17 protein-coding genes are annotated in these 22326 nt (G+C 65.0%); 9 read left to right on the top strand and 8 right to left on the bottom strand.

The window, feature by feature from the left end:
* The first annotated feature begins 146 nt into the window (after positions 1 to 146).
* Positions 147 to 803 carry a protein-methionine-sulfoxide reductase heme-binding subunit MsrQ gene (gene msrQ, locus FFY45_RS15185; RefSeq protein ID WP_176341054.1) on the top strand — a complete coding sequence of 219 codons (657 nt, stop codon included), beginning with the start codon at positions 147 to 149 and terminating at the stop codon, positions 801 to 803.
* Here the strand turns inward: msrQ and FFY45_RS15180 are convergent.
* On the bottom strand, positions 745 to 1554 hold the full coding sequence (locus tag FFY45_RS15180; protein ID WP_176341053.1) for an FHA domain-containing protein: 810 nt from the start codon (positions 1552 to 1554) through the stop codon (positions 745 to 747). The two genes, msrQ and FFY45_RS15180, sit on opposite strands and share 59 nt — an antisense overlap.
* 171 nt (positions 1555 to 1725) lie before the next feature.
* Here FFY45_RS15180 and FFY45_RS15175 point away from each other — a divergent pair, with 171 nt between their 5' ends.
* The 3 genes from FFY45_RS15175 (at position 1726) to FFY45_RS15165 (ending at position 4051) form a co-directional block, all read left to right on the top strand.
* Positions 1726 to 2001 carry a polyhydroxyalkanoic acid system family protein gene (locus tag FFY45_RS15175; protein ID WP_176341052.1) on the top strand — a complete coding sequence of 92 codons (276 nt, stop codon included), beginning with the start codon at positions 1726 to 1728 and terminating at the stop codon, positions 1999 to 2001.
* Positions 2002 to 2252: 251 nt separating this feature from the next.
* Positions 2253 to 2813, top strand: a complete 561-nt coding sequence (locus FFY45_RS15170; protein WP_023903663.1) for a phasin family protein — start codon at positions 2253 to 2255, stop codon at positions 2811 to 2813.
* A 242-nt stretch (positions 2814 to 3055) separates the two neighbouring features.
* Complete coding sequence (locus FFY45_RS15165) at positions 3056 to 4051, top strand: restriction endonuclease (RefSeq protein WP_176341051.1); 996 nt, start codon at positions 3056 to 3058, stop codon at positions 4049 to 4051.
* A gap of 36 nt (positions 4052 to 4087) precedes the next feature.
* Here FFY45_RS15165 and hutC read toward each other — a convergent pair whose 3' ends face one another.
* Positions 4088 to 4861 (bottom strand): histidine utilization transcriptional repressor HutC, encoded by a 774-nt coding sequence (hutC, locus tag FFY45_RS15160; protein ID WP_074057953.1) that lies wholly within the window; start codon positions 4859 to 4861, stop codon positions 4088 to 4090.
* Positions 4862 to 4865: 4 nt separating this feature from the next.
* Positions 4866 to 6236, bottom strand: a complete 1371-nt coding sequence (locus FFY45_RS15155) for a formimidoylglutamate deiminase (RefSeq protein ID WP_176341050.1) — start codon at positions 6234 to 6236, stop codon at positions 4866 to 4868.
* Between the two features lie 60 nt (positions 6237 to 6296).
* Here FFY45_RS15155 and hutI point away from each other — a divergent pair, with 60 nt between their 5' ends.
* The 4 genes from hutI to hutU all read left to right on the top strand — a co-directional run bounded on the left by hutI (position 6297) and on the right by hutU (position 11666).
* Positions 6297 to 7502, top strand: coding sequence for an imidazolonepropionase (gene hutI, locus FFY45_RS15150; RefSeq protein ID WP_176341049.1), 1206 nt, complete (start codon positions 6297 to 6299; stop codon positions 7500 to 7502).
* Between the two features lie 13 nt (positions 7503 to 7515).
* Positions 7516 to 9054, top strand: a complete 1539-nt coding sequence (gene hutH, locus FFY45_RS15145; protein ID WP_439333539.1) for a histidine ammonia-lyase — start codon at positions 7516 to 7518, stop codon at positions 9052 to 9054.
* A 67-nt stretch (positions 9055 to 9121) separates the two neighbouring features.
* Positions 9122 to 9982 (top strand): N-formylglutamate deformylase, encoded by an 861-nt coding sequence (gene hutG, locus FFY45_RS15140; protein ID WP_176341047.1) that lies wholly within the window; start codon positions 9122 to 9124, stop codon positions 9980 to 9982.
* Between the two features lie 16 nt (positions 9983 to 9998).
* Entirely contained in the window at positions 9999 to 11666 is a 1668-nt protein-coding gene (gene hutU, locus FFY45_RS15135; RefSeq protein WP_176341046.1) for a urocanate hydratase, read from the top strand.
* Positions 11667 to 12009: 343 nt separating this feature from the next.
* Here the strand turns inward: hutU and FFY45_RS15130 are convergent, their stop codons facing one another.
* Positions 12010 to 13197, bottom strand: coding sequence for a hypothetical protein (locus tag FFY45_RS15130; RefSeq protein WP_343204109.1), 1188 nt, complete (start codon positions 13195 to 13197; stop codon positions 12010 to 12012).
* A 113-nt stretch (positions 13198 to 13310) separates the two neighbouring features.
* Here FFY45_RS15130 and FFY45_RS15125 point away from each other — a divergent pair, with 113 nt between their 5' ends.
* Positions 13311 to 14036 carry a hypothetical protein gene (locus FFY45_RS15125; protein ID WP_023903654.1) on the top strand — a complete coding sequence of 242 codons (726 nt, stop codon included), beginning with the start codon at positions 13311 to 13313 and terminating at the stop codon, positions 14034 to 14036.
* Between the two features lie 238 nt (positions 14037 to 14274).
* Here the strand turns inward: FFY45_RS15125 and FFY45_RS15120 are convergent, their stop codons facing one another.
* The 4 genes from FFY45_RS15120 to FFY45_RS15105 form a co-directional block, all read right to left on the bottom strand.
* Positions 14275 to 16752, bottom strand: coding sequence for a membrane-bound PQQ-dependent dehydrogenase, glucose/quinate/shikimate family (locus tag FFY45_RS15120; protein ID WP_176341044.1), 2478 nt, complete (start codon positions 16750 to 16752; stop codon positions 14275 to 14277).
* Between the two features lie 195 nt (positions 16753 to 16947).
* A complete protein-coding gene (gene gyrA / locus FFY45_RS15115; RefSeq protein ID WP_176341043.1) occupies positions 16948 to 19659 on the bottom strand; it encodes a DNA gyrase subunit A in 2712 nt (903 codons plus the stop codon).
* Positions 19660 to 19871: 212 nt separating this feature from the next.
* The gene (gene mtnA / locus FFY45_RS15110) at positions 19872 to 20936 is read right to left on the bottom strand and encodes an S-methyl-5-thioribose-1-phosphate isomerase (protein WP_176341042.1); all 1065 of its coding nucleotides are present in this window, start codon (positions 20934 to 20936) and stop codon (positions 19872 to 19874) included.
* 545 nt (positions 20937 to 21481) lie between these two features.
* Complete coding sequence (locus FFY45_RS15105; protein WP_176341041.1) at positions 21482 to 22168, bottom strand: DUF3011 domain-containing protein; 687 nt, start codon at positions 22166 to 22168, stop codon at positions 21482 to 21484.
* Positions 22169 to 22326: the final 158 nt, after the last annotated feature.

Below are 22326 nucleotides of genomic sequence, written 5' to 3'. Positions count from 1 at the left end.
AACGATCTGATATCGACCCATCGTAGGAGCGCACCCGGGCGCGACGGGCATTACCAGCAAAGCCCGTCGCGCCCAGGTGCGCTCCTACGTTTCATGTCCGTGCACGCTTCATGCCCGCGCGGCATCGCTTCCTTCTTCGAGATCGCATGGCCAAGACATCCACCTCCCTGATCGCTGCCAAGACGCTGCTGCATGCGGCCGCGTTGGCGCCGATCGCATTGCTCGGCTGGCAGTTCTGGCAGGTGTGGCAAACCGGCAGCGATGCGCTGGGCGCCGATCCGGTCGCCGAGATCGAGCACCGCACCGGGCTATGGGCGCTGCGCTTCCTGTTGATCACCTTGGCAGTCACGCCACTGCGCCAGCTCACCGGCCAGGCGGTACTGATCCGCTTCCGCCGCATGCTCGGGCTGTACGCGTTCTTCTACGCCAGCGTGCATCTGGCGGCCTACCTGAGCCTGGATCTGCGCGGCTTCTGGACCCAGATCTTCGAAGAGATCATCAAACGGCCCTATATCACCGTCGGCTTCACGGCCTGGCTGTTGCTGTTGCCGTTGGCGATCACCTCCACCCAGGGCTGGATGCGTCGGCTCAAGCGCAACTGGGGCCGCCTGCACATGCTGATCTACCCGATCGGGCTGTTGGCGGTGCTGCACTTCTGGTGGCTGGTGAAATCCGATATCCGCGAACCGGCGCTGTATGCCGGGATTCTTGCGGTATTGCTGGGCTGGCGGGCCTGGAAAAAACTCAGCGCGCGCCGAACCACAGCAAGGCGCTCAGCGCCGCCGCCAGCAACACCGCGCTGAGCAGCAGCCACGGCCAGCGCGCGACCTTGACCGGCGCATGCGTCGGTTCGGTGGTGGCGCGCGGCGGTGGCAACGGCTCGGTGTCGGGGATATCCCAGGTGGTGCCGTGATGGGTACGCGGTACCTCGACGACAAACCGGTGGCGGGCATCGAATACGACCTGGTCGCCGGCCTGCAGCCAGCCGTCGCGCACCTGCACGCCATTGATCCAGCTGCCTTCTTCCGACCCCAGATCGCGGATCAGCACGCGGTCGCCGTGGCGTTCCAGGCGTGCATGCTGGGCCGCAAAGGCCGGGTCGTCGATAACGATGTCTGCGGCCGGGTCGCTGCCGACCAGCCGTGAGCGATCCAGCGTGAAGCTGCGCCCGTGATGACGGCCACCCAACCCGCGCAACAACAGGCAGACCTCGCTCAGGCCGGCGTCGTCCTCTGGCACATCGTTGGCCGGCGCGCTCGACGGCGCACTGCGCAGCAGCATCTCCACGCCGTCGGCGTAGATCGCATCGCCGGGGCGCAGCAGTGCCATGCGGCGTACCGGGCGTCCGTTGACATGGATGCCGCGGATTCCGTTGGCCACCTGCAGCCACAGGCCGCGCTGGTCCAGGCAGAACTGCGCCAACAGCAACGCGCCCTGCGCATCGTCCACCACCCGCACGCTGCCGGAGGCATGACGGACGATCCGGTGGACGCCGGGCTTGAGAGAATGATCCGGCTGCTGCCGGTGAGTGAAATGAACTTGCAGATCGCGCACCCGCCGTAGCCTAGCAGGTCTGCCCCTTGCAGCGGCCAACAACGTGACCGGCGTCCGCCCAACAGGCGCGGTGTTTGCGCGTCGTTCCTGGTCCGCTGCAAGCAGCCGCACTTGGAGCCTGGCCCGCGCATGCGCACAATGCGCGCTCCTTTCGTCTCACCTATCCACGCCATGTCCAGCATCGATATCCGCCACGACCATTCCTTGACGCCGGCCCAGGCCCGCGCAGCGATCGACGAGGCGGCACGCAAACTGACCGATCGCTACGGCATCGCTTCGCACTGGGAAGGCGATACCTTGCGCATCGCGCGTGCCGGTGTGGACGGGGCGATCACCTTGCTGCCGCAGCAGGTGCATGTCACCGCCGAGCTTGGCTTTCTGTTATCGGCGGTGCAGCCGATGGTGGAATCGGAAATCAGACGGTTGCTGAGCGAAAAACTCGCCTGAGCAGGCCGGTCTGATGGTCCTTGCCCCAAGCGGGCCAAGCCTGGGGCCTGCGAACTTGAGCAGGCCGCGCTGAAGGTCCCGGCCCTTCAGCGCCAGGTCACCCGCATCACGCTGGATGCGCGGATGCTTGAAAACGCGTCTCGCGCACACATGACCTAGATAGACGCCAGCAGGCAATGCTTCACCTGCCCGATGCAGCGTCGGAACTAGGGTGAAAGCAACGTCGCTTTAGCAACCTACAGGAGCATCGCATGACGACCGGATACGATCAGAACGGCAACCGCAACAACGCGGCCCATGGGTTCCAGGCGCAGGCAGAGCAGATTTCGCGCCGGCTTGGCGAATCGGCACAGACGGTGTGGTTGGCCGGGCTCGGCGCGCTGGGTCGCGTCCAGACCGAGGGCGGCAAATTGTTCGATTCCCTGGTTCGCGAGGGCGCGGCCTATGAGCGCACGGGCCAGCAGAAGGCCAGCGAAAGCGTCGATGAACTGCGCGAAGAGGTGGAGACCCAGTTCGAGCAGGCACGCGACACCGCCGTGCGTGGCTGGGACCGGCTGGGCAAGGCCTTCGACGAACGCGTCAAGGGCGTGCTGCGCACCCTCAACATCCCCGAACAGGACGAGCTGGAAAACCTGCGTCGAGAAGTGGAATCGTTGAAGGCCCAGGTGCGTGCCAATACCGCCGCCACCAAGCGTGCCAACCGTACCGCCAATCAAGCGGCGCAGGCTGCCAGTAGCGACACGGCCGGCACTGGATCAACCACGCCAGGCAGCGCCTCAACCGGAAACACCGCTGCTTTCGACGGCGAATAAGCCTGGCACCCGGCGAATGTTGCAAAGCAGCATGATTTTCCACACAATCGAGAAGGACCCGCCAGTCCTGTAACACGAAGTCCGTTTGCTCCCCTCCCCTCACGGCTTCGGACTGGCGGGTCTTTCGCTATCTGGATCACGGCTCGTGAGTTCGCCGCGCGCGATCCATTGACGAATCTGCCGCGAGGGATTCTTCTAGGCGCACCATTTCGTTATACGCGCCATAACTTCGTTTGATTTTGATGCCTTCCTGGATTTTGGCGCTGTTGGCCGCCCTCTTGCTGTGGCTGGCGGTGTGCGCTTATGTCTGGCTGGTGCGCCGTCGCGCCGACGAAACCACCGAGGGCGTGCGCGCCCTGGCAGCGATGCACTGGCGTGATTTTTCCGCCCTGGTGCTGCGCGTGCTGCAGGACCAACGCGGTTGGCAACCGACCCGGTTGCCGCAGGACGGCCTGCCCACCGCCGATTTCATGATGCAGACCGACCACGGCACCCGCCTGGTTGCCTGCAAGCACGGGCGCGGTTATCGCATCGGCGTGGCGGCGGTCAACGAGTTGGGCGCGATGGCGCGGCTGGCCGGTGCCGGCGGCGGTGTGATGGTGACCGAGGGCCGCATGGAGCGCGAAGGCATCGCGGCCGCCGACAAGCAATCCATCGAAGTGCTGGACGGCACGCGCCTGTGGCCACTGCTCAAACCCTACCTGCCCGGCGACATGGAAACCGGCGTGGTCCGCATGGCAAGGCGCCGCGCGATCCGCCACAGCGTCATCGCCGGTGTGGCTCTCGCAACCTTGGCGCTGGTCGCTGTGCTGGCACTGCAGCCGGCGCTGCAGGAAGCGGCGCTGACGCAAACTGCAATTGCACCTACCCCACCGGTTGCCGCACCCGTGCGTGCTGCGCCTTCCGCTGCTACTGCTACGTCGCAGGCTGCGCCGACAACGGCATCCACTCCGGCAGCCATGCCATTCGCAAGCGGCAAGGAACCGGATGCAGCGACCATGCAGGGCTATCAACGCGAGGTTTCCAAAGCGCTCGCACAGACGCCCGGTCTACTCCGCGGGATCTGGATCACTCAGGCAACGTTGGCGGTGGACCGCACGGTCGAAGACGCCGCCGCATGGCCGCTGATCTGCCGCGAACTGGAACGCTACCCGTACCTGCGCACCGTGCGTGTGCAACTCAACCCGCGCACAGGTGTGGACGAGCCAGTGCGTTGGCGTCAGTGCACGACGATTTGAGTGGGTGATTGCCGCGTTGGTCAGCCGCCGCGAATCTCAGCGCATTCCCGGCGCAAACCGCGCCACCAGATCGTACGAGCCGCCGAGGAACCATTGGCGCACGTAGGTGACCGGCTGATCGCCACGCCAGGTGTGGCGATCGATCACCAGACATGCGGCGCCATCGTCCACCTGCAGGCGTTGCGCCTGCGCGGCGTCGGCATTGACCGCGCTGATGCGGTGTTCGGCGCGCGTCCATGGCACGTTGCGCAACAGCCAACTGCCCGGTGCCACGTCGGTGAACGATTGCAATAACGCCTCCGGCACCGTGGTGGTGTCGATCACGCGTTGCTCCAGCGCGAACGGGCTGCCATCGGCAAGGTGCACGCTTTCCAGCGCCAGCACCTTGCCGGTGCTGCCCAGGGCGCGTTCCTGCGGCACGCGCTGACGCAGGTTGCGCAGTCGCCGCGACAACAACGAAAACCGATAGGCATGGCCGCGCGTGGTCATCTCCACTTCGATATCCGGGATCGACAGCGCCACCTGTTCCAGATGCGGATGCGGCCGCGCCACGAACGAGCCGGTGCGGCGGCGACGTTCGATCATGCCGGCGTCGGCGAGCAGCCCGAGCACCTTGTTGACCGTCATGCGCGAACAGCCGTACTGCGTCATCAACTCGTGTTCGGGCGGCACGCGGTGACCGGGCGGCCAGTCGCCGCTGTGGATGCGTTGTTCCAGATCCTGACGGATGCGTTGATGCAGGGTGCCGGGCGCGGCGATGGGGTGGGCGGTCAAAGCAGGTCTCCGGTCAGAACCGCATTGTGCGCGCATCCGCTCAGTTGCTCAGCAGCGATCGCAAAACGCCGGCAAAACGCGTGGCAATGCGCGCGCGATCCATATGCTGCCCGTCGCGCACCACCTGTTGCCCGGCGCGCCAGACAGTACGCACGGCACTGCCGCGTGCGGCGAACAGCCAACTGTCGAGCAAGGCATCGTCGCTGCGCGCCAGCAGCGCCGGATGGGTGAGATCCAGCTCAAGCAGATCGGCCGATGCGCCGACACGGATTCCACCGTTTGCAATACCCAAGGCCTGCGCCGCTCCGTCGCTGGCTTGGTCGAACAACCACCTCCCGCTGGAAACGCCAGCTTGCGCCAGCACATTGCGCGCCTGCAATTGCAGGCGTTGGCCGTATTCGAGCAGGCGCAGTTCTTCGGCCGCATCGATCAAGACATTCGAATCCGAACCCACCCCGAACCGCCCGCCCGCAGCAGCAAATGCCTGCATCGGAAACAGCCCGTCGCCCAGATTCGCCTCGGTGATCGGGCAGAGCCCGACCACCGCACCGCTATCGACGATCGCCTGCAGTTCGCTTGCATCCACATGCGTGGCGTGCACCAGACACCAGCGCGCATCCACCGACGCGTTGGCCTGCAGCCACTGCACCGGGCGCATGCCCGACCAGGCCAGACACGCATCGACCTCGCGCTGCTGCTCGGCGATATGGATGTGGATCGGGCCAGTGGTGAGCGGCACCAGCGCGGCCAGTTGTTCTGGCGTGACCGCGCGCAGGCTGTGCGGCGCCAACCCGAGCACTGCATCGGGCAAGGCTTTTAGGCTGCGCGTGCAGTCGTCCAGCAAGCGCGCGAAACCGTCGATGTCGTGGATCAAACGACGCTGCGCTGTACTTGGCGCTACACCGCCGAAATCCGAATGCGCATAGAACACCGGCAACAGCGTCAACCCGATGCCAGTCGTGGCGGAAGCGGCGGCGATGCGCTCGGACATTTCGCCGGCCTGCGCATACGCAGCGCCGCTGGGGCTGTGGTGCAGATAATGAAATTCGCCAACGCGGGTGAAGCCGCTTTCGAGCATTTCCACATAGGCCTGTTCGGCGATCGCCTGCAGGCTGTCCGGGTCCAGCCGGTCGACGAAGCGATACATCAACTCGCGCCAGCTCCAGAAACTGTCGCCGCTGCGCCCGCCCACTTCGGTCAGGCCGGCCATGCCGCGCTGGAACGCGTGGCTGTGCAGGTTGCCCAGCCCGGGCAGCAGCACCTCGGCACGGGTATCGGTGGCGGCCATAGCAGTCTCGGTCTGCACCGAGGCGATACGCCCCTGCGCCAGCGCGATCCGCACACCGCTCGCCCAGCCATCAGGCAAAAGCACCCGCGCTGCCCACACCGCCTGCACCTGTTGGTCTGCCACTGGACACCCTCGATTGCCGGTCCTATTGTATATACATATCAGACACCACGAGCCTGCGCCATGCATTGCGACGTCCTCTGGCACAACGCGCAACTGATGACACTGGACGCCGCCGATGGCGGCCTGAGCATCGTGAACGATGGCGTGGTTGCCTGCCAGGGCGGCCGCATCACCTATGCCGGCCCGGCCACACAGGCCCCGGCGCTGGAGCCCGACACCGCGCACGATTGCCAGCGTCGCTGGATCGGCCCCGGCCTGATCGATTGCCACACCCATCTGGTCTACGCGGGCAACCGCGCCAACGAATTCGAACAGCGTCTGCGCGGCGCCAGTTACGCCGAAATCGCGACGGCCGGCGGCGGCATCGTGGCCACCGTGCGCGCAACCCGCGCGGCCGACGACGCAGCGCTGCTGGCCGCCAGCCTGCCGCGCCTGGACGCCATGCTTGCCGAAGGTGTGACCACGCTGGAAATCAAATCCGGCTACGGGCTCACGCTGGAGGACGAAACCAAACAGCTGCGCGTGGCACGCCAGCTCGCCGCGCTGCGCAAGGTCGAAGTGGTGCCGACCTTCCTCGGCGCCCACGCGGTGCCACCGGGCGGCGATGCGCAGACCTATATCGACGCGGTCTGCACGCAGATGATTCCGGCAATCGCCGCGCAAGGTCTTGCCGAGGCCGTGGACGTGTTCTGCGAGCACCTGGCGTTCTCTACCGCGCAGGCAGAACAGGTCTTCGTCGCCGCGCAAGCGCACGGCTTGGGCATCAAGATTCATGCCGAACAACTGAGCAACCAGCACGGCGCAGCACTGGCCGCACGCTATGGCGCGCTGTCGGCCGATCACATCGAATACTTGGACAGCGACGGCGTTGCCGCGATGGCCAGCGCCGGCACGGTGGCGGTGCTGTTGCCGGGCGCGTTCTATTTCACCCGCGACACCCAGCTGCCGCCGATCGCCGCGTTGCGCGCCGCCGGCGTACCGCTGGCCCTGGCCACCGATTGCAATCCAGGCACCTCGCCGCTGACCAGCCCGCTGTTGGCGATGAACATGGCCGCCACCTTGTTCCGCATGACCGTGGACGAATGCATCGCCGGTTTTACCCGCGAGGCTGCACGTGCGCTCGGACGCAGCGAACGGCTTGGCCGGCTGCGCGCCGGCATGCACTGCGACCTGGCGATCTGGAACATCGACGCGCCGGCCGATCTGGTCTACCGCATGGGCTTCAACCCACTTCATGCCCGCGTCTGGCGCGGGCATTCCTGCTGAATCCGGAGTCGTCATGAGTTCTGTTGTCTTGCAGCCCGGCCAGGTCACCCTGGCGCAATGGCGTGCGTTGTATCGCGGCGCCGAGGTCGTGTTGGACGACACTTGCGCAGCGGCCGTACTGCGCAGCGCGCAGACGGTGGAGGCCATCGTCGCGCGCGGCGAGCCGGTCTACGGCGTCAATACCGGCTTCGGCAAACTGGCCAGCGTGCGCATCGAGCGCGAAGACCTGCAGACCCTGCAACGCAATATCGTGCTGTCGCACGCGGCCGGTGTCGGCGAGCCCACACCCGTACCGGTGGTGCGGCTGATGATGGCGCTCAAGCTCACCAGCCTGGCCCAAGGCGCCTCCGGCGTGCAGCCGCAGACGCTGGCGCTGTTGGACGCGATGCTGCGTCTGGGCATCACGCCGGTGGTGCCGTGCCAGGGCTCGGTCGGTGCCTCCGGCGATCTGGCGCCGCTGTCGCATCTGGCCGCAGTGATGATCGGCGTTGGCGAGGCCTTCGTCGGCGAGCAACGTTTACCTGCCGCCGAGGCGCTTGCACAGGCGCAGTTGCAGCCGCGCGTGCTCGGCGCAAAGGAAGGCCTGGCGCTGCTCAACGGCACCCAGTTTTCCACTGCCTGCGCATTGGCCGGTTTGTTCGAGATCGAAACCGTGCTGCAGGCCGCGCTGGTCACTGGCGCCTTGTCGGTGGAAGCGGCCAAGGGCTCGGATACGCCGTTCGATGCGCGCATCCATGCCTTGCGCGGGCAGCCTGGGCAGATCGCCACCGCTGCAGCGCTGCGCGCGCTGATGGCAGATTCGAGCATTCGCGAATCGCACCGGCTCGGCGATGTACGCGTGCAGGATCCGTACTGCCTGCGCTGCCAGCCGCAGGTGATGGGCGCGGCGCTGGACATCATGCGTCAGGCCGCGCGCACGCTGGAAATCGAGGCCAATGGCGTGTCCGATAATCCGTTGGTGTTCAGCGACACCGGCGAGGCCTTGTCGGGCGGCAACTTCCACGCCGAACCGGTCGCATTTGCCGCCGACATGCTGGCGATGGCGGTCTGCGAAATCGGCTCGATCAGCGAACGCCGCACCGCGATGCTGGTCGACCCTGCGTTGTCCGGCCTGCCAGCATTTCTCACCCCGCGCCCGGGCTTGAATTCGGGCTTCATGATTCCGCAGGTCACTGCTGCCGCCTTGGTGTCGGAGAACAAGCAGCGCGCGTATCCGGCCAGTGTCGATTCGATTCCGACCTCGGCCAATCAGGAAGATCATGTGTCGATGGCAGCGCACGGCGCACGTCGCTTGTTGGCGATGGCAGAGAACGCCACGCATGTGATCGGCATCGAGCTGCTCGCCGCCGTGCAGGGCTGCGATTTCCATGCGCCGCTACGCTCAAGCGCCGCGTTGGAAGCCGCACGCGCACTGCTGCGCGCGCAGGTGCCAATGCTGCAGGACGACCGCTACTTCCATCCCGACATGCTGGCTGCCAGCGCGCTGGTGCGCTCGGGTGCACTGGCGCGTGTGGTGGCGATGGCATTGCCGGGCGTGGAGCAGGACGCATGAATCGGCAGGCCGACAAGACGCGCTATCAAGACGTCTGGACGATTGCACTGATGCAAGGCACGCAACGATGAGCGCCCTGCCCTGGCTCGAAGTTCACCGCGGCGACGCGCCACTGATCGTCAGCTTCCCGCATACCGGCACCGAGCTACCTGACGACGTGGCCGATCAATTCGTGTCGCCGTGGCTGGCGCGCCGCGATGCCGATTGGTGGGTGCATCAGCTCTACGACTTCGCGCAATCGCTCGGTGCCACCACCGTGCGTACCGCGATCTCGCGCTCGGTGATCGACGTCAATCGCGACCCGAGCGGCGCATCGTTGTATCCGGGCCAGAACACCACCGGTCTGTGCCCGCTGACCACCTTCGACAATCAGCCGTTGTACGCAGACGGTGACGCACCTGATCAGGCGCAGATCGAGCGACGCCGTACCCGCTGGTTCGATCCTTATCACGCTGCGCTCGATATCGAGATTGCGCGCCTGCGCGCGCAACACCCAAAGATCGTGGTCTACGACGCGCATTCGATCCGCTCGCATATTCCGCATCTGTTCGACGGCGAGTTGCCGCAGTTCAATATCGGCAGCAATGACGACCGTAGTTGCGATCCAGACCTGACCGATGCGGTAGAACGGCTGTGCCGCAGCAGTGGCTCCAGCACCGTGCGCAATGGGCGTTTCAAGGGTGGCTGGATCACCCGCCACTACGCGCAGCCCGAGCGCGGCGTGCATACGCTGCAGATGGAGCTGGCCTGCCGCGGTTATATGCGCGAGCCCGACAACATCACGCCAGACACCTGGCCCACGCCGTGGCAGCCAGCGCACGCAGTGGCATTACGCGCCGTGCTGCGGCACGTACTGCTGACCTGCCTGCACTTCGCCAACGCAACACCCCCCTCCTCCGACACCACGCCGCCTGCGGCGCACCGTTGATTGCAAGGAATCCGGCATGACCCGTCACGACGCAACCCGCGTCATCCGCGCCGCCACCGGCACCACGCTCACCGCCAAGAGCTGGCTCACCGAAGCACCGCTGCGCATGCTGATGAACAATCTGGACCCGGACGTGGCCGAGCGCCCGCAGGAACTGGTGGTGTACGGCGGCATCGGCCGCGCCGCGCGCGATTGGGAATCCTTCGATGCGATCGTCGCCGCGCTCACCCGCCTGGACGACGACCAGACCTTGCTGGTGCAATCCGGCAAGCCGGTCGGCGTGTTTCGCACGCACGCCGATGCGCCACGCGTGCTGATCGCCAACTCCAACCTGGTGCCGCGCTGGGCCACCTGGGACCACTTCAACGAACTCGATAAAAAGGGCCTGGCGATGTACGGCCAGATGACCGCCGGCAGCTGGATCTACATCGGCGCGCAAGGCATCGTGCAAGGCACCTACGAAACCTTCGTCGAGATGGGCCGCCAGCATTACGGCGGCAACCTGGCCGGCAAGTGGCTGTTCACCGGCGGCCTCGGCGGCATGGGTGGCGCGCAGCCGCTGGCCGCGGTGATGGCCGGCGCCTCGTGCCTGGCGGTGGAATGCCGCCGTTCCAGCATCGACATGCGCCTGCGCACCGGTTATCTGGACACCTGGACCGACTCGCTGGACGAAGCGCTGCGCCTGATCGAGGAATCGTGCACGGCGAAGAAGCCGCTGTCGGTCGGCCTGCTCGGTAACGTGGCCGACGTGCTCGACGAACTGCTGATACGCGGGATCAAGCCGGACCTGCTGACCGACCAGACCTCCGCGCACGACCCGGTCAACGGCTACCTGCCGCAGGGCTGGAGCGTGGAAGAATGGGACGCAAAGCGCGAGCGCGCGCCCAAGGAAGTGGAAGCAGCCGCGCGCGAGTCGATGGCCAGCCACATCCGCGCCATGCTCACCTTCCACGCGCTGGGCGTGCCCACCGTGGACTACGGCAACAACCTGCGCCAGATGGCACTGGAGGAAGGCGTCGACAACGCGTTCGACTTTCCCGGCTTCGTGCCCGCCTACATCCGGCCACTATTCTGTCGCGGCGTCGGCCCGTTCCGCTGGGTCGCGCTCAGTGGCGATCCGCAGGACATCGCCAAGACCGATGCCAAGGTCAAGGAACTCATTCCCGACGATGCGCATCTGCATCGCTGGCTCGACATGGCTGCTGAAAAGATCGCCTTCCAGGGCCTGCCTGCGCGCATCTGCTGGGTCGGTCTGGGCGACCGGCACCGGCTGGGTCTGGCCTTCAACGCGATGGTGCGCAGTGGTGAATTGAAGGCGCCGGTCGTCATCGGGCGCGACCATCTGGATTCCGGCAGCGTCGCCTCGCCCAACCGCGAAACCGAAGCCATGGCCGACGGCTCGGATGCGGTGTCCGACTGGCCGCTGCTCAACGCCCTGCTCAACACCGCCAGCGGCGCCACCTGGGTGTCGCTGCACCACGGTGGCGGCGTCGGCATGGGGTTCTCGCAGCACGCCGGCATGGTGATCGTCTGCGACGGTAGCGAAGCAGCCGACAAGCGGATCGAACGCGTGCTCTGGAACGACCCGGCCACCGGCGTCATGCGCCACGCCGATGCCGGCTACGCCATCGCCACCGAATGCGCCAAGGAGAAAGGGCTGGATTTGCCAGGGATTCTTGGCTGAGTTCGCCCACCGACAGCGCGGTATACCGCACGCTGTCGGCAGGCTGTGTGCACTGCTCGCAACCATGCACACCGACCATCTCGACTGGTCCTTGCCTGCCCACCGTCGCGGGACCTTACGCGGCATGGATGCCGCGTAAGAGCCTACATGGATGTACTTGCGGCGTGTCCCGCGATGGTGGGCGGGCAAGGGCCCCGCAGCCAAGCTGCAGATCAATCGCTCTACACGCGTTTTGTTAGCCGCTCTAAATGGACTCGACATCTACAAGCCACTCTCCAGATGAGCGAGCCAGATACTCTGCAGGAAATGCATCGCCTCAGTCGGCTTTGGTTTCCAGCTCTGTTTACTTGCAGGCCGATGCAGCAGCAGCCAGCAATGCGCTGTCATCGAGCAGCGGCACCGCCCCGCTTGCCGGGTAAGAAGCTGCGATCGCCTTCGCCGCGCGATCTGCATCCGCCTGGATATACCACTGCGACGCCATCGGCAAGGCACGTCCACGCACTGCGTGTTCGAATCGATACTGCCCCCAGTAAATCGCCAATGGCTCTTCCAGCGCGTTGAGCGGGTTACGCAAATTGGCCGCACCCGGACACAGCTGCAAGAAATTGGCAGCGAGCATGCGTTTACGCGCGGAGGGCTGCCCCGCAGACAAGTAATGACTCAACTCGTGCAACACGATCGGCGTCCAGTCCATCGATGCCGTGCCGGTGAGCGCATCGTGCTGCGAATAGAGCAGCATCGTGCGTCCACGCACTTTGGCCTGGGTGGTATCCATCTCCGGCCACCACACGAATCGTGCCTCGAACACCGGAGGTTCCGGCACCGCAAAGAAATCACGCATCTGCAATGCCAACCGGGAAACGGCCGGGTTGGACAGCTCCTCGCTCAGCACGCGCATCTGTTGCTCGAAACGGGGTGCAACTGCGATCAAACGGCTGGCACGCGGAACGAACCGCGCAAAATACGCGCGCAACAGTCTCTGATCATCTGCCGACTGCTCTGCAATGGCGGCGTTCGCCGACGCTTCGAAGTCTTCGCTCCCCAGGAAATGTCGGGAGAACGGATCCGCCTCACGGGTGACGTCTGGCGCAAAGACTCGGTCGACCACCTCCAGATCGTCGTCTTTTGCCAGCCCCGAGGTGCGGCGGCGGAAATCCGCATAGGCGGCAAGCGCGGCAAGGTCCGCCTGATCCAGCCCCCCATGGACTTCCATGTAGCTGCGGTAGACGGGCACCGTAAAACCCGGCAACCAGTCCGACAGGTTATCCAGCAGGTTGAACAGATCCGTCGCCTCGCTGTAGCCCACCTGGACGTGCGTCGATGACGTCGATGGCGGTGTGGGTGGCGCGGCATGCGCAGTGGCGCACAGCAACATCCAGATCGGTGCGACTGCGCGCATGTTCCGCAGTTTGGTCGGCCAGCAATCACTCCATCTGCGCATGCGGAACTCTGGGCTGGCGAGTACGTTGATTCGAGCATGCAGGGATACCGCTCGCAACGTGTCCTTCGTCAGAGGTGCGCAGACCTGCACGCTGGCGGCCTGCTTTGACGGCAAAACCACCGTAGCCCGTCACATTCTCGACAATTGCCCTCAAGACTGCCGGGATCAGGCCGACAAGGTATGCAACGTTTCGAGGAGCCTCCATGGGCATCCTGATCTACCTGGTGCCTGCATTCGCACTCTGGGCGCTCATCGCCACCGGGCTGGCGTTCGTGCGTGGCCGGCAACTGCGTGCCGAGTCCGGCCAGCTTGCGAACACCCAGGACAGTCTTGCCCGCTACCAGGCTGCGCTGTCGCAATTGAAGGCACGCGCGGCCGCCAGCACCCTGGAGCTGGAATCGCTGCAGCGCAGCTACGCGGTGCTCAAACAGTCACTGGAGCAGCAGGAACAGAACGCGGCCGAGCAACAGGCGACCACGGCCCAGGTGATTCCGATGGTGATGGTGCAGCAACTGGACATCGCCAACGAAATCGGCACCTTGTTTGCGCATGTGGCACGCGTTGCGCGCAGCCTGCGTCGCTATAGCGCTTACAGCCGCGGCCACAATGCCCCCGAACCGAACACCGCTCGCTACGACCTGCACTGGTTGGCGGACTGCTTGCACAGCTTCGACCAGATCGGCCATGCGCTGGTGCGCGGTAACGTCGCCGCGTTGATCACGGCCTGCCAGGACCTGCTGTCGATGTACGACCACTATCTCAAGGACGGTTCCGGCTACAACAGCCGCGACACCTTTCAGCGTCTGAGCAGCGATGTGCCACTGTCCGATGCCACCGACGCCATCCGCTCGATCATCGTCAAGGCCACGCTGGCGCAGGACGCGCAAGATGCGGTGATGGAAGAAGCAGTTGCGGCGAATGTGGCTTGATTCGGGATTCGGGATTCGGGATTCGGGATTCGGGATTCGCAAGAGCGTGGGCACGGTGTTCTGTTAGGTCAACACGTAGATGCATGGCTGTCTGACAGCGTATCGATGAGCATCGTTGGCTGAAACGTACATTGCGACTGCTCATAAAAAAAGCGCACCACTTACGGTGCGCTTTTTTTGTTTCAAGCTTTAGGAACGGCTAACGAACTCTGGCGAGCAGGTTCGAGAACGGCTCAAATCAAGGCGTTTTCTGCGGCAACGCATACGCCACCACCGCATCGCCTGCAGGCGTTTCCATGAAGTGATGGCCACCGGCCATGATCACCAGATACTCGCGGCCGCCGTAGGCATACACCATCGGGTTGGCCTGACCACCGGCCGGCAACTTGGCGTGCCACAGCTCCTTGCCGGTAGACAGATCGATGGCGCGAATCAGGTCGTCGGTGGCTGCGGCAATGAAGATCAACCCGCTTGCCGTCACCACCGAACCGCCGTTGTTCGGCGTGCCGATCTCGATCGGCAACCCTGAGCGGATACCGAACGGCCCATTGCCGCGCGCACTGCCGAACGGACGGTCCCATAGCGTCTTGCCGCTGGCCAAATCGATCGCGCGGATGCCGCCATAAGGAGGCTCCTTGCACAGCAACTTGGTGAACGGCAAACGCCAGCCGGCATTGACGTTGATCGCATATGGCGTGCCAGCCTGCGGATCGCCCGCACCTTCCGCACCGCCCGCATCGCCACGCACTTCATCGCGCGGTGCCCAGCCCAGTTTATCGGCCTTGGCGCGCGGCACCAGCAGGTTGTAGTTGGGCATGTCGTTGTAGTTGGCCACGATCACGCCGCGCTGCGGATCCACCGCCACACTGCCCCAATCCGACCCGCCGTTGTAACCGGGATATTCGATCGAATGCCGGTCGGCCTCCGGCGGCGTGTAGATGCCCTTGTAGCTGGCCTTGCGGAACTGGATGCGGCACACCAGTTGATCGATCGGCGTCATCCCCCACATGTCGCGCTCGGTCAGATCCGGCTTGCGCAACGTGTGATACAGCGAGAACGGCTGGGTTTTGGCGCGCATCTGCGGCTCCACGCCGCCACCGGGCACCGCACGTTCTTGCACGCCCACCAGCGGCTTGCCAGTACGCCGGTCCAGCACGTACAGCTCGCCCTGCTTGCTCGGCAACAACACCGCCGGCACCTTGACCCCGTCCTTGGGGAAGTCGATCAGGCTCGGCTGCGACCCCAGATCGTAATCCCAGGCATCGATATGCGTGGTCTGGAAATTCCACACCGGCTTGCCGGTGGTGACATCCAGCGCTACCAACGAAGTCGCATAGCGATTCTCCTGCGGCGTACGCGAGCTGCTCCAGTAATCGGCGGTGGAATTGCCCATCGGCAGATACACATAGCCCAACTGCTCGTCGGCCGCGGCGGTGGTCCACATGTTCGGCGTGCCACGCGTCCAACTCTGGCCCGGCGGCGGTGCGCCGTTCCAGTCCGGATGGGTCATGTCCCAGGCCCAGCGCAACTTGCCGGTCACCGCATCGAAGCCCTCGATCACACCGGAGGGCTCGTAACGCTTCTGCCCATCCAGCACCTGATGCCCGGTGACCACCACCCCGCGCACGATCGCCGGTGGCGAATTGATCGACACATAGCCCGGCGGGGTCTCGCCCATCCCCACGGTGATATCGACCTGGCCGTTGTTGCCGAAGTCCGCGCACGGCTTGCCGCTGCGTGCATCCAGTGCGATCAGGCGACCATCCAGCGTGCCTTCGATGATGCGCGTGCGGCACAGCGCTGAGGCATCCGCTGCCACCGCTCCTGCGGCATCGTTGGCGGCCGCCGGCACCTGGTAATACGACACGCCACGGCAGGCGGCCGTATACGGAATTGCCTCGTCCTTAACCTTGGGATCGTAGCGCCAACGCTCCTTCCCGCTGGATGCATCCAGCGCGATCACCTGATTGCGCGCGGTGCACAAATAAAGACTGTCGCCCACTTTCAACGGCGTGGTTTCCGCGCCCCAGCGCTTGCTCGGCAGATCGCCGGTGTGGAAGAGCCAGGCCTGCTTCAACTGAGCGACGTTGTCGCGATTGATCTGCTGCAGCGGCGAATAACGCAGCCCGGCCTGGCTGCGTCCATACGCGGCCCAGTCGTCATCGGCCGGTGCATTGGCCGGCTGCACGCCAGACGCTGCAGACGATGCCGGCGTGTTGCGATTGACCAGGCTCGCGGCAACACCGGCCGCATGCGCCAACGCGCCGTCGGCCTCGGTCACCCCAAACGGCACGAACGCCAGCGCGAAGGCCACCACAAACACCGCCGCCAGTACGCCGGCCACGCTGTGCGAAACCGCACGCGACACCGGGCGCTCCAACTTGGGCAGCAGCAGCGCCAGCACGAACGCCAGGCCGACGATCAAGCCCGCACGCGGCACCCAACGCCAGTAATCGCTGCCCGATTCCCACCCTGTCCACAGCAACGACGCCACGACCACTGCAGCAAACCACCACGCGCCCGCATTGCGACCGCGAAACAGCAGCACGCCGGCAACCAGCATGGCCGCGCCCGCAGGCGCGTAGTACCAGGAGCCGCCCAGCGCCGCCAACCACACGCCGCCTGCAAGCAGCACAGCGCCGAGCACTCCAATCACGCCTCCCAATGTCGCCAGCGCCCAATGGCCGCGACGGGAAGGACGATGCACGATCGTCATCAGTTGTTCCTCTTCGATTCTGCGGCGACGCAACGCCGCCGCACCGCCAACCACCTTCGACCCGCAACGGTGAAAGAGCCGCGTTCTTTGCGGCCCTCGTCGAAAAACACTGCGTTGCAGATGTCACCGCGTGCAATAAAAAACGCCGGCTGTGCGCCGGCGTCTTTCTTCAACTGCGTTACTCGCTTGGCGCGATCACGCTTCGGTCGGCGGCAACTCGCTGGTGCTTGCTGCCGGTGCGACGGCTGCATCGTCCACCACGTCTTCCACTTCATCCAGCGAGGCATCCAGACGTTCCACCGCCTGCAGCTTTTCGCCCTTGGACAGACGGATCAGCGTGACGCCCTGCGTGTTGCGACCCACGCGCGAGATCTCCGAGCCGCGGGTGCGCACCAGCGTACCGCCATCGGAAATCAGTAGCACTTCGTCGGTGCCGCCCAGCAACACCGCACGCACCAACTTGCCGTTGCGTTCGGTGGTCTGGATGCCGATCACGCCCTGCGTGCCACGTCCCTTGCGCGGATACTCGGCCAGCGGTGTGCGCTTGCCGTAGCCGTTCTCGGTGGCGGTGAGGATGTAGGCCGTGTCGTCGTTATCGGCGACCTCGATCACTGCGGCATCGGCCACGTCTGTGGTCTCCACAACGTCCTCGACACCCTCTTCCTCGATATCTCCTTCGATACCGCCGGCACGCTCGGCCACGATCAGGCTGACCACCTCTTCGCCCTTGGTCAGACGGATACCGCGCACACCAGTGGCGGTACGGCCCATCGAACGCACCGTGGATTCGCCAAAGCGTACGGTCTTGCCATTGGAGGCGAACAACAGCACGTCGCGGTCGCCATCGGTCAAGGCAACACCGACCAGCGCATCGCCCTCATCGAGGTTGATGGCGATCTTGCCGCGCGCCAGACGGAACGCGAACTCGCTCAACGGGGTCTTCTTGACCGTGCCGTTGCGCGTGGCAAAGAACACATAGCGATTGTCGGCGTATTCGCGCACCGGCAGCACCGCCTGCACGCGCTCGCCGGGTTCCAGCGGAATCCAGTTGATGATCGGACGGCCGCGCGCATTGGAGCCGGCCTCCGGCAACTGATACACCGGCAGCCAGAACACCTTGCCGCTGCTGGTGAAGGTCAGCAGCGTGTCGTGCGTGTTGACCAGCCACAGCTGATCGATGAAATCCTCTTCCTTGGTCGCTGCCGCAGAACGACCACGACCACCACGACGCTGCGCGCGGTACGCGCTCACCGGTTGACGCTTGGCATAGCCTGCGTGCGACAGCGTCACCACCACGTCTTCCGGCGAAATCAGATCGAGAATATCCAGATCTTCTTCGCTGTGACGGATTTCGGTGCGGCGTTCGTCGCCGTACTCTTCGCGGATATTGATCAGCTCGTCGCGGATCACCTGCAGCAGCACGTCGGGGTTTTCCAGGATGCGGATCAGGCCCTGGATGACCTCGAGCAACTGCTTGTACTCGTCGGTCAGCTTTTCCTGCTCCAACCCGGTCAAGCGATGCAGACGCATTTCCAGGATCTGCGAGGCCTGCACTTCGGTGAGCTGGTAAAAGCCCTTGATCAGGCCCACGCCCGGCGGCAGATCTTCCGGCTTGGAGGCCTCGGCACCGGCTGCGCCCAGCAAGGCGCCGACCAACCCCGGTTCCCAGGTCTTGGCCAGCATGCGCTCGCGCGCTTCCTGCGGATTGGCCGAGGTCTTGATCAGCTCGATCATCTCGTCGATGTTGGCCAACGCGACGGTCAAGCCTTCCAGCACATGCGCACGCGCACGCGCCTTGCGCAGTTCAAAGATGGTGCGGCGGGTGACCACTTCGCGGCGGTGGCGGATGAACGCCTGCAGCATCTGCTTGAGGTTCATCAACTGCGGGCGGCCGTCGATCAGCGCCACCATGTTGATGCCGAACACCGACTCCATCTGGGTCTGCTGATACAGGTTGTTGAGCACAACCTCGGCCGACTCGCCGCGCTTGACCTCGATGTAGATGCGCATGCCGTCCTTGTCGGACTCGTCGCGCAGCTCGCTGATGCCCTCGAGCTTCTTTTCCTTCACCAGCTCGGCGATCTTCTCGATCAACCGCGCCTTGTTCACCTGATACGGGATCTCGGTGACGATGATCGCTTCACGGCCGTTATCGGCCACTTCCACGTCGGCCTTGGCGCGCATGCGCACCCGGCCACGCCCGGTGCGGTAGCCGGCGGCAATGCCGGCGGTGCCGTTGATGATGCCGGCAGTGGGGAAATCCGGGCCCGGGATGTACTCCATCAGGCCTTCGACATCCAGCTCCGGCGTGTCGATCAAGGCGATGCAGGCGTTGATCGCTTCGGTCAGATTGTGCGGCGGGATGTTGGTGGCCATGCCCACCGCGATACCGGCCGAGCCGTTGACCAACAGGCTCGGAAACCGGGTCGGCATGACCGTCGGTTCCAGTTCCTTTTCGTCGTAATTGGGCTGGAAATCGACGGTTTCCTTGTCGATGTCGGCCATCAGCTCATGCGCCAGTCGCGACATGCGCGACTCGGTGTAACGCATCGCCGCGGCAGAGTCGCCATCGACCGAACCGAAGTTACCCTGGCCGTCGACCATCATGTAGCGCAGCGAGAATGGCTGCGCCATGCGCACCAACGTGTCGTACACCGACTGGTCGCCGTGCGGGTGGTATTTACCGATGACGTCGCCGACGATACGCGCCGACTTGAAGTACGCCTTGTTGCTGTGCGCGCCCAGCACGTGCATGGCAAACAGCACGCGGCGATGCACAGGCTTGAGGCCATCACGGGCATCGGGGAGTGCGCGACCCACGATCACGCTCATCGCGTAATCGAGATAGCTCTTGCGCATCTCGTCTTCCAGATTGACCTGGATGATTTCCTTGGCGGTTTCTGCCATTCGGGTTCCGTAATTTTGAGGTGGCGGGCGAGCCGGAAAGCCGCGTCGGGGAGCACCCTATAACAGGCTGCCGGCCCCACGCTCCCGCCGATCGATTCAAGCCCCGGATTGTACCACGAAGGGGCAGCCCGATGCCGCCGGTTTACCAGCCAGAAACAAGCACTTGCAGGGCGTTTGCGCGGTGTTGGCAGCGTTATCGCACCGCGCCGGGCTCAGGCGCCGAATGCGGCCTGCATCTGCGCCAGGTCGGGCTGCGCAATCACCCCGCGCTCGGTGACGATCGCATCGATCAAGCTGCCGGGGGTGACGTCGAACACCGGGTTCCAGGCATGGATGCCATCGGCCACCGTTCTGACCCCGCCCACCCCGAACAATTCGCCCGGGTCGCGCTGCTCGATCTCGATCTGATCGCCGCTGGCGGTCGCCATATCCACCGTCGACGACGGCGCCACCACCATGAACTTGACGCCGTGGTGGCGCGCGGCGATCGCCAGCTGATAGGTGCCGATCTTGTTGGCGGTATCGCCATTGGCGCAGATGCGGTCGGCGCCGACGATCACCCATTGCACCAGGCCGGATTTCATCAGGTGCGAGGCGGCCGAATCGGCAATCAAGGTCGCGTCGATGCCATCCTGCTGCAGCTCCCACACGGTCAGGCGCGCGCCCTGCAACCACGGGCGGGTCTCGCCGGCAAACACCTTGCCGATGCGCTGCTGCGCCATGCCGGCACGGATCACGCCAAGCGCGGTGCCGAAGCCGGCGGTGGCCAGCGAGCCGGTATTGCAGTGGGTCAGCACGCCACTACCCGGCGCGATCAGCGCAGCGCCGAGTGCGCCCATGTGCCGATTGGCTGCCAGATCTTCATCGGCGATGGCCTGCGCCTCGCGCGCGATCACCGCGCGCCAGTCGGCGCCGGCAGCGCCCAGCACGCGACGCATGCGCATCAGCGCCCAGGCCAGATTGACCGCGGTCGGACGCGCGGCATTGAGCCGCAACAGCGCCGGTTCGAGCTTCTGCAATGCCGCGCTGCCGTCATCGGCAGTAATGTCGCGCGCCGCCAGCACCACGCCCCAGCCGGCCGCAATCCCGATCGCCGGGGCACCGCGCACCGCCAGCGAATGGATCGCCTCGGCCACCGCATCGCTGCTCTCGCAACGCACATGCTCCACAACGAAGGGCAGCTTGCGTTGGTCGAGCAATTCCAGGGCATCGCCGGTCCACAGCAGTGGGCGGATGTGGTCGTAGCGGGCGTAATCGATGTGGGCGCTGTCGTTCATGGCGCTATTGTAAGGCGCGCGGGCAGCCCAGTCAGTGGACCGGCATTGCTCAGCCCGTCGTCCGAGCGCAGCAATGCATCAGGCGCAAAAGCCTGGTTGGTCGAGCGCGCGGTGCCCTCGCCGCTCGCGGGACACGCCGCAAGTACGTCCATGTAGGCTCGGTGGCGGCATCCATGCCGCCACACGGTCCCGCAATCGGCGAGGGCACCGCACCAGGAAGTTTGCCGGTTGCTTTGTTGAAACCTGCCCGTCGATCGCGTTGCGCTGTGAAGCTGATCCGTCGCGGTGTTATCCAAACAACACACCATGCTTTGCTTGCAAGCATGCACACCGACCGTCTCCACGGTCCTTGCCCGCTCACCGTCGCGGGACCTTACGCGGCATGGATGCCGCGTAAGAGCTTACAAGGACGTACTTGCAGCGTGTCCCGCGATGGTGGGCGGGCAAGGGCCCTGCAGCCAAACCGCAGATCAGCCGCCCTGTGCAGCGAAAGCCAAGATCCACCGCTCTGCAATAGACCAATACGCAGCAGGTTCGTCAGCCGCTCAGTCGACGATGAACTCGGCACGGCAGCCGTCGTTCACCCACACCCCATCGCGGCTCCAGCCCCAGGTCTGGCCTTCCACGCATTCTTTTTTGGAGATCTGCCGGCCCAGACGCACCTGGCGCTCCACCGACACCCCACAGGTGCGGCGCGAGCTCTTCTTCGACTCGCAGGTGACCATGCGCGGCACGGCCACAAAGCCGGAACCATCTTCGGCACCGACTTCGAACTCGCCATCGCAACCGCGTGACACCCAGATTTCGTTACGGCGGGTGCCCCACGTGCGGCCCTCCTTGCACGGCCACATCGAGCGTTGACGCAACAAGCGGACTGGCGCACCGCGCAGGATCACCGGACAGGCCACTTTGCCGCCGTTGGAGTCGCAGCGCACCACCCGGCGCATCTGCGGCGAGGCTGGCGCGCGCGCAGAGGCAAACTCCGCACGGCAGCCCTGCTCGACCCACACGCCGTCGCGTTCCACATCCCACTCGCTGCCGCGAATACAACTGGTTTCGGACAGCTGGCGCACCAGTTGCACGCCGTGTTCGGTATCCATCGCACAGTGCGTACGAGCCATGTCCTTGGACTCGCAGCGCACCACGCCGGAGGCGCGATCCGAGGCACGCGCATCGGCGAGCATCAGCAGCGGCAAGCACCACAAACCGCATAAGCTGACCAGCCACTTCATGCCGACACTCCTCACCCAAACACACTCTGCGCCGCGCCCCCGTGGACGTGAGGATGAGAGCATCATCGATGTGAAGAAAGCAATACGGTGCCGATGACAACTGGATGGCACTTCGTGCCTGCGATACGCCATGGAGTCGGCGGCACGGCCCGAGCAGG

The organism is Xanthomonas hortorum (assembly GCF_011305375.1).
Taxonomy (GTDB): domain Bacteria; phylum Pseudomonadota; class Gammaproteobacteria; order Xanthomonadales; family Xanthomonadaceae; genus Xanthomonas; species Xanthomonas hortorum_E.
Note: the sequence above shows the minus strand (reverse complement) of the source record. Positions and strands in the feature narration are given on the sequence as shown.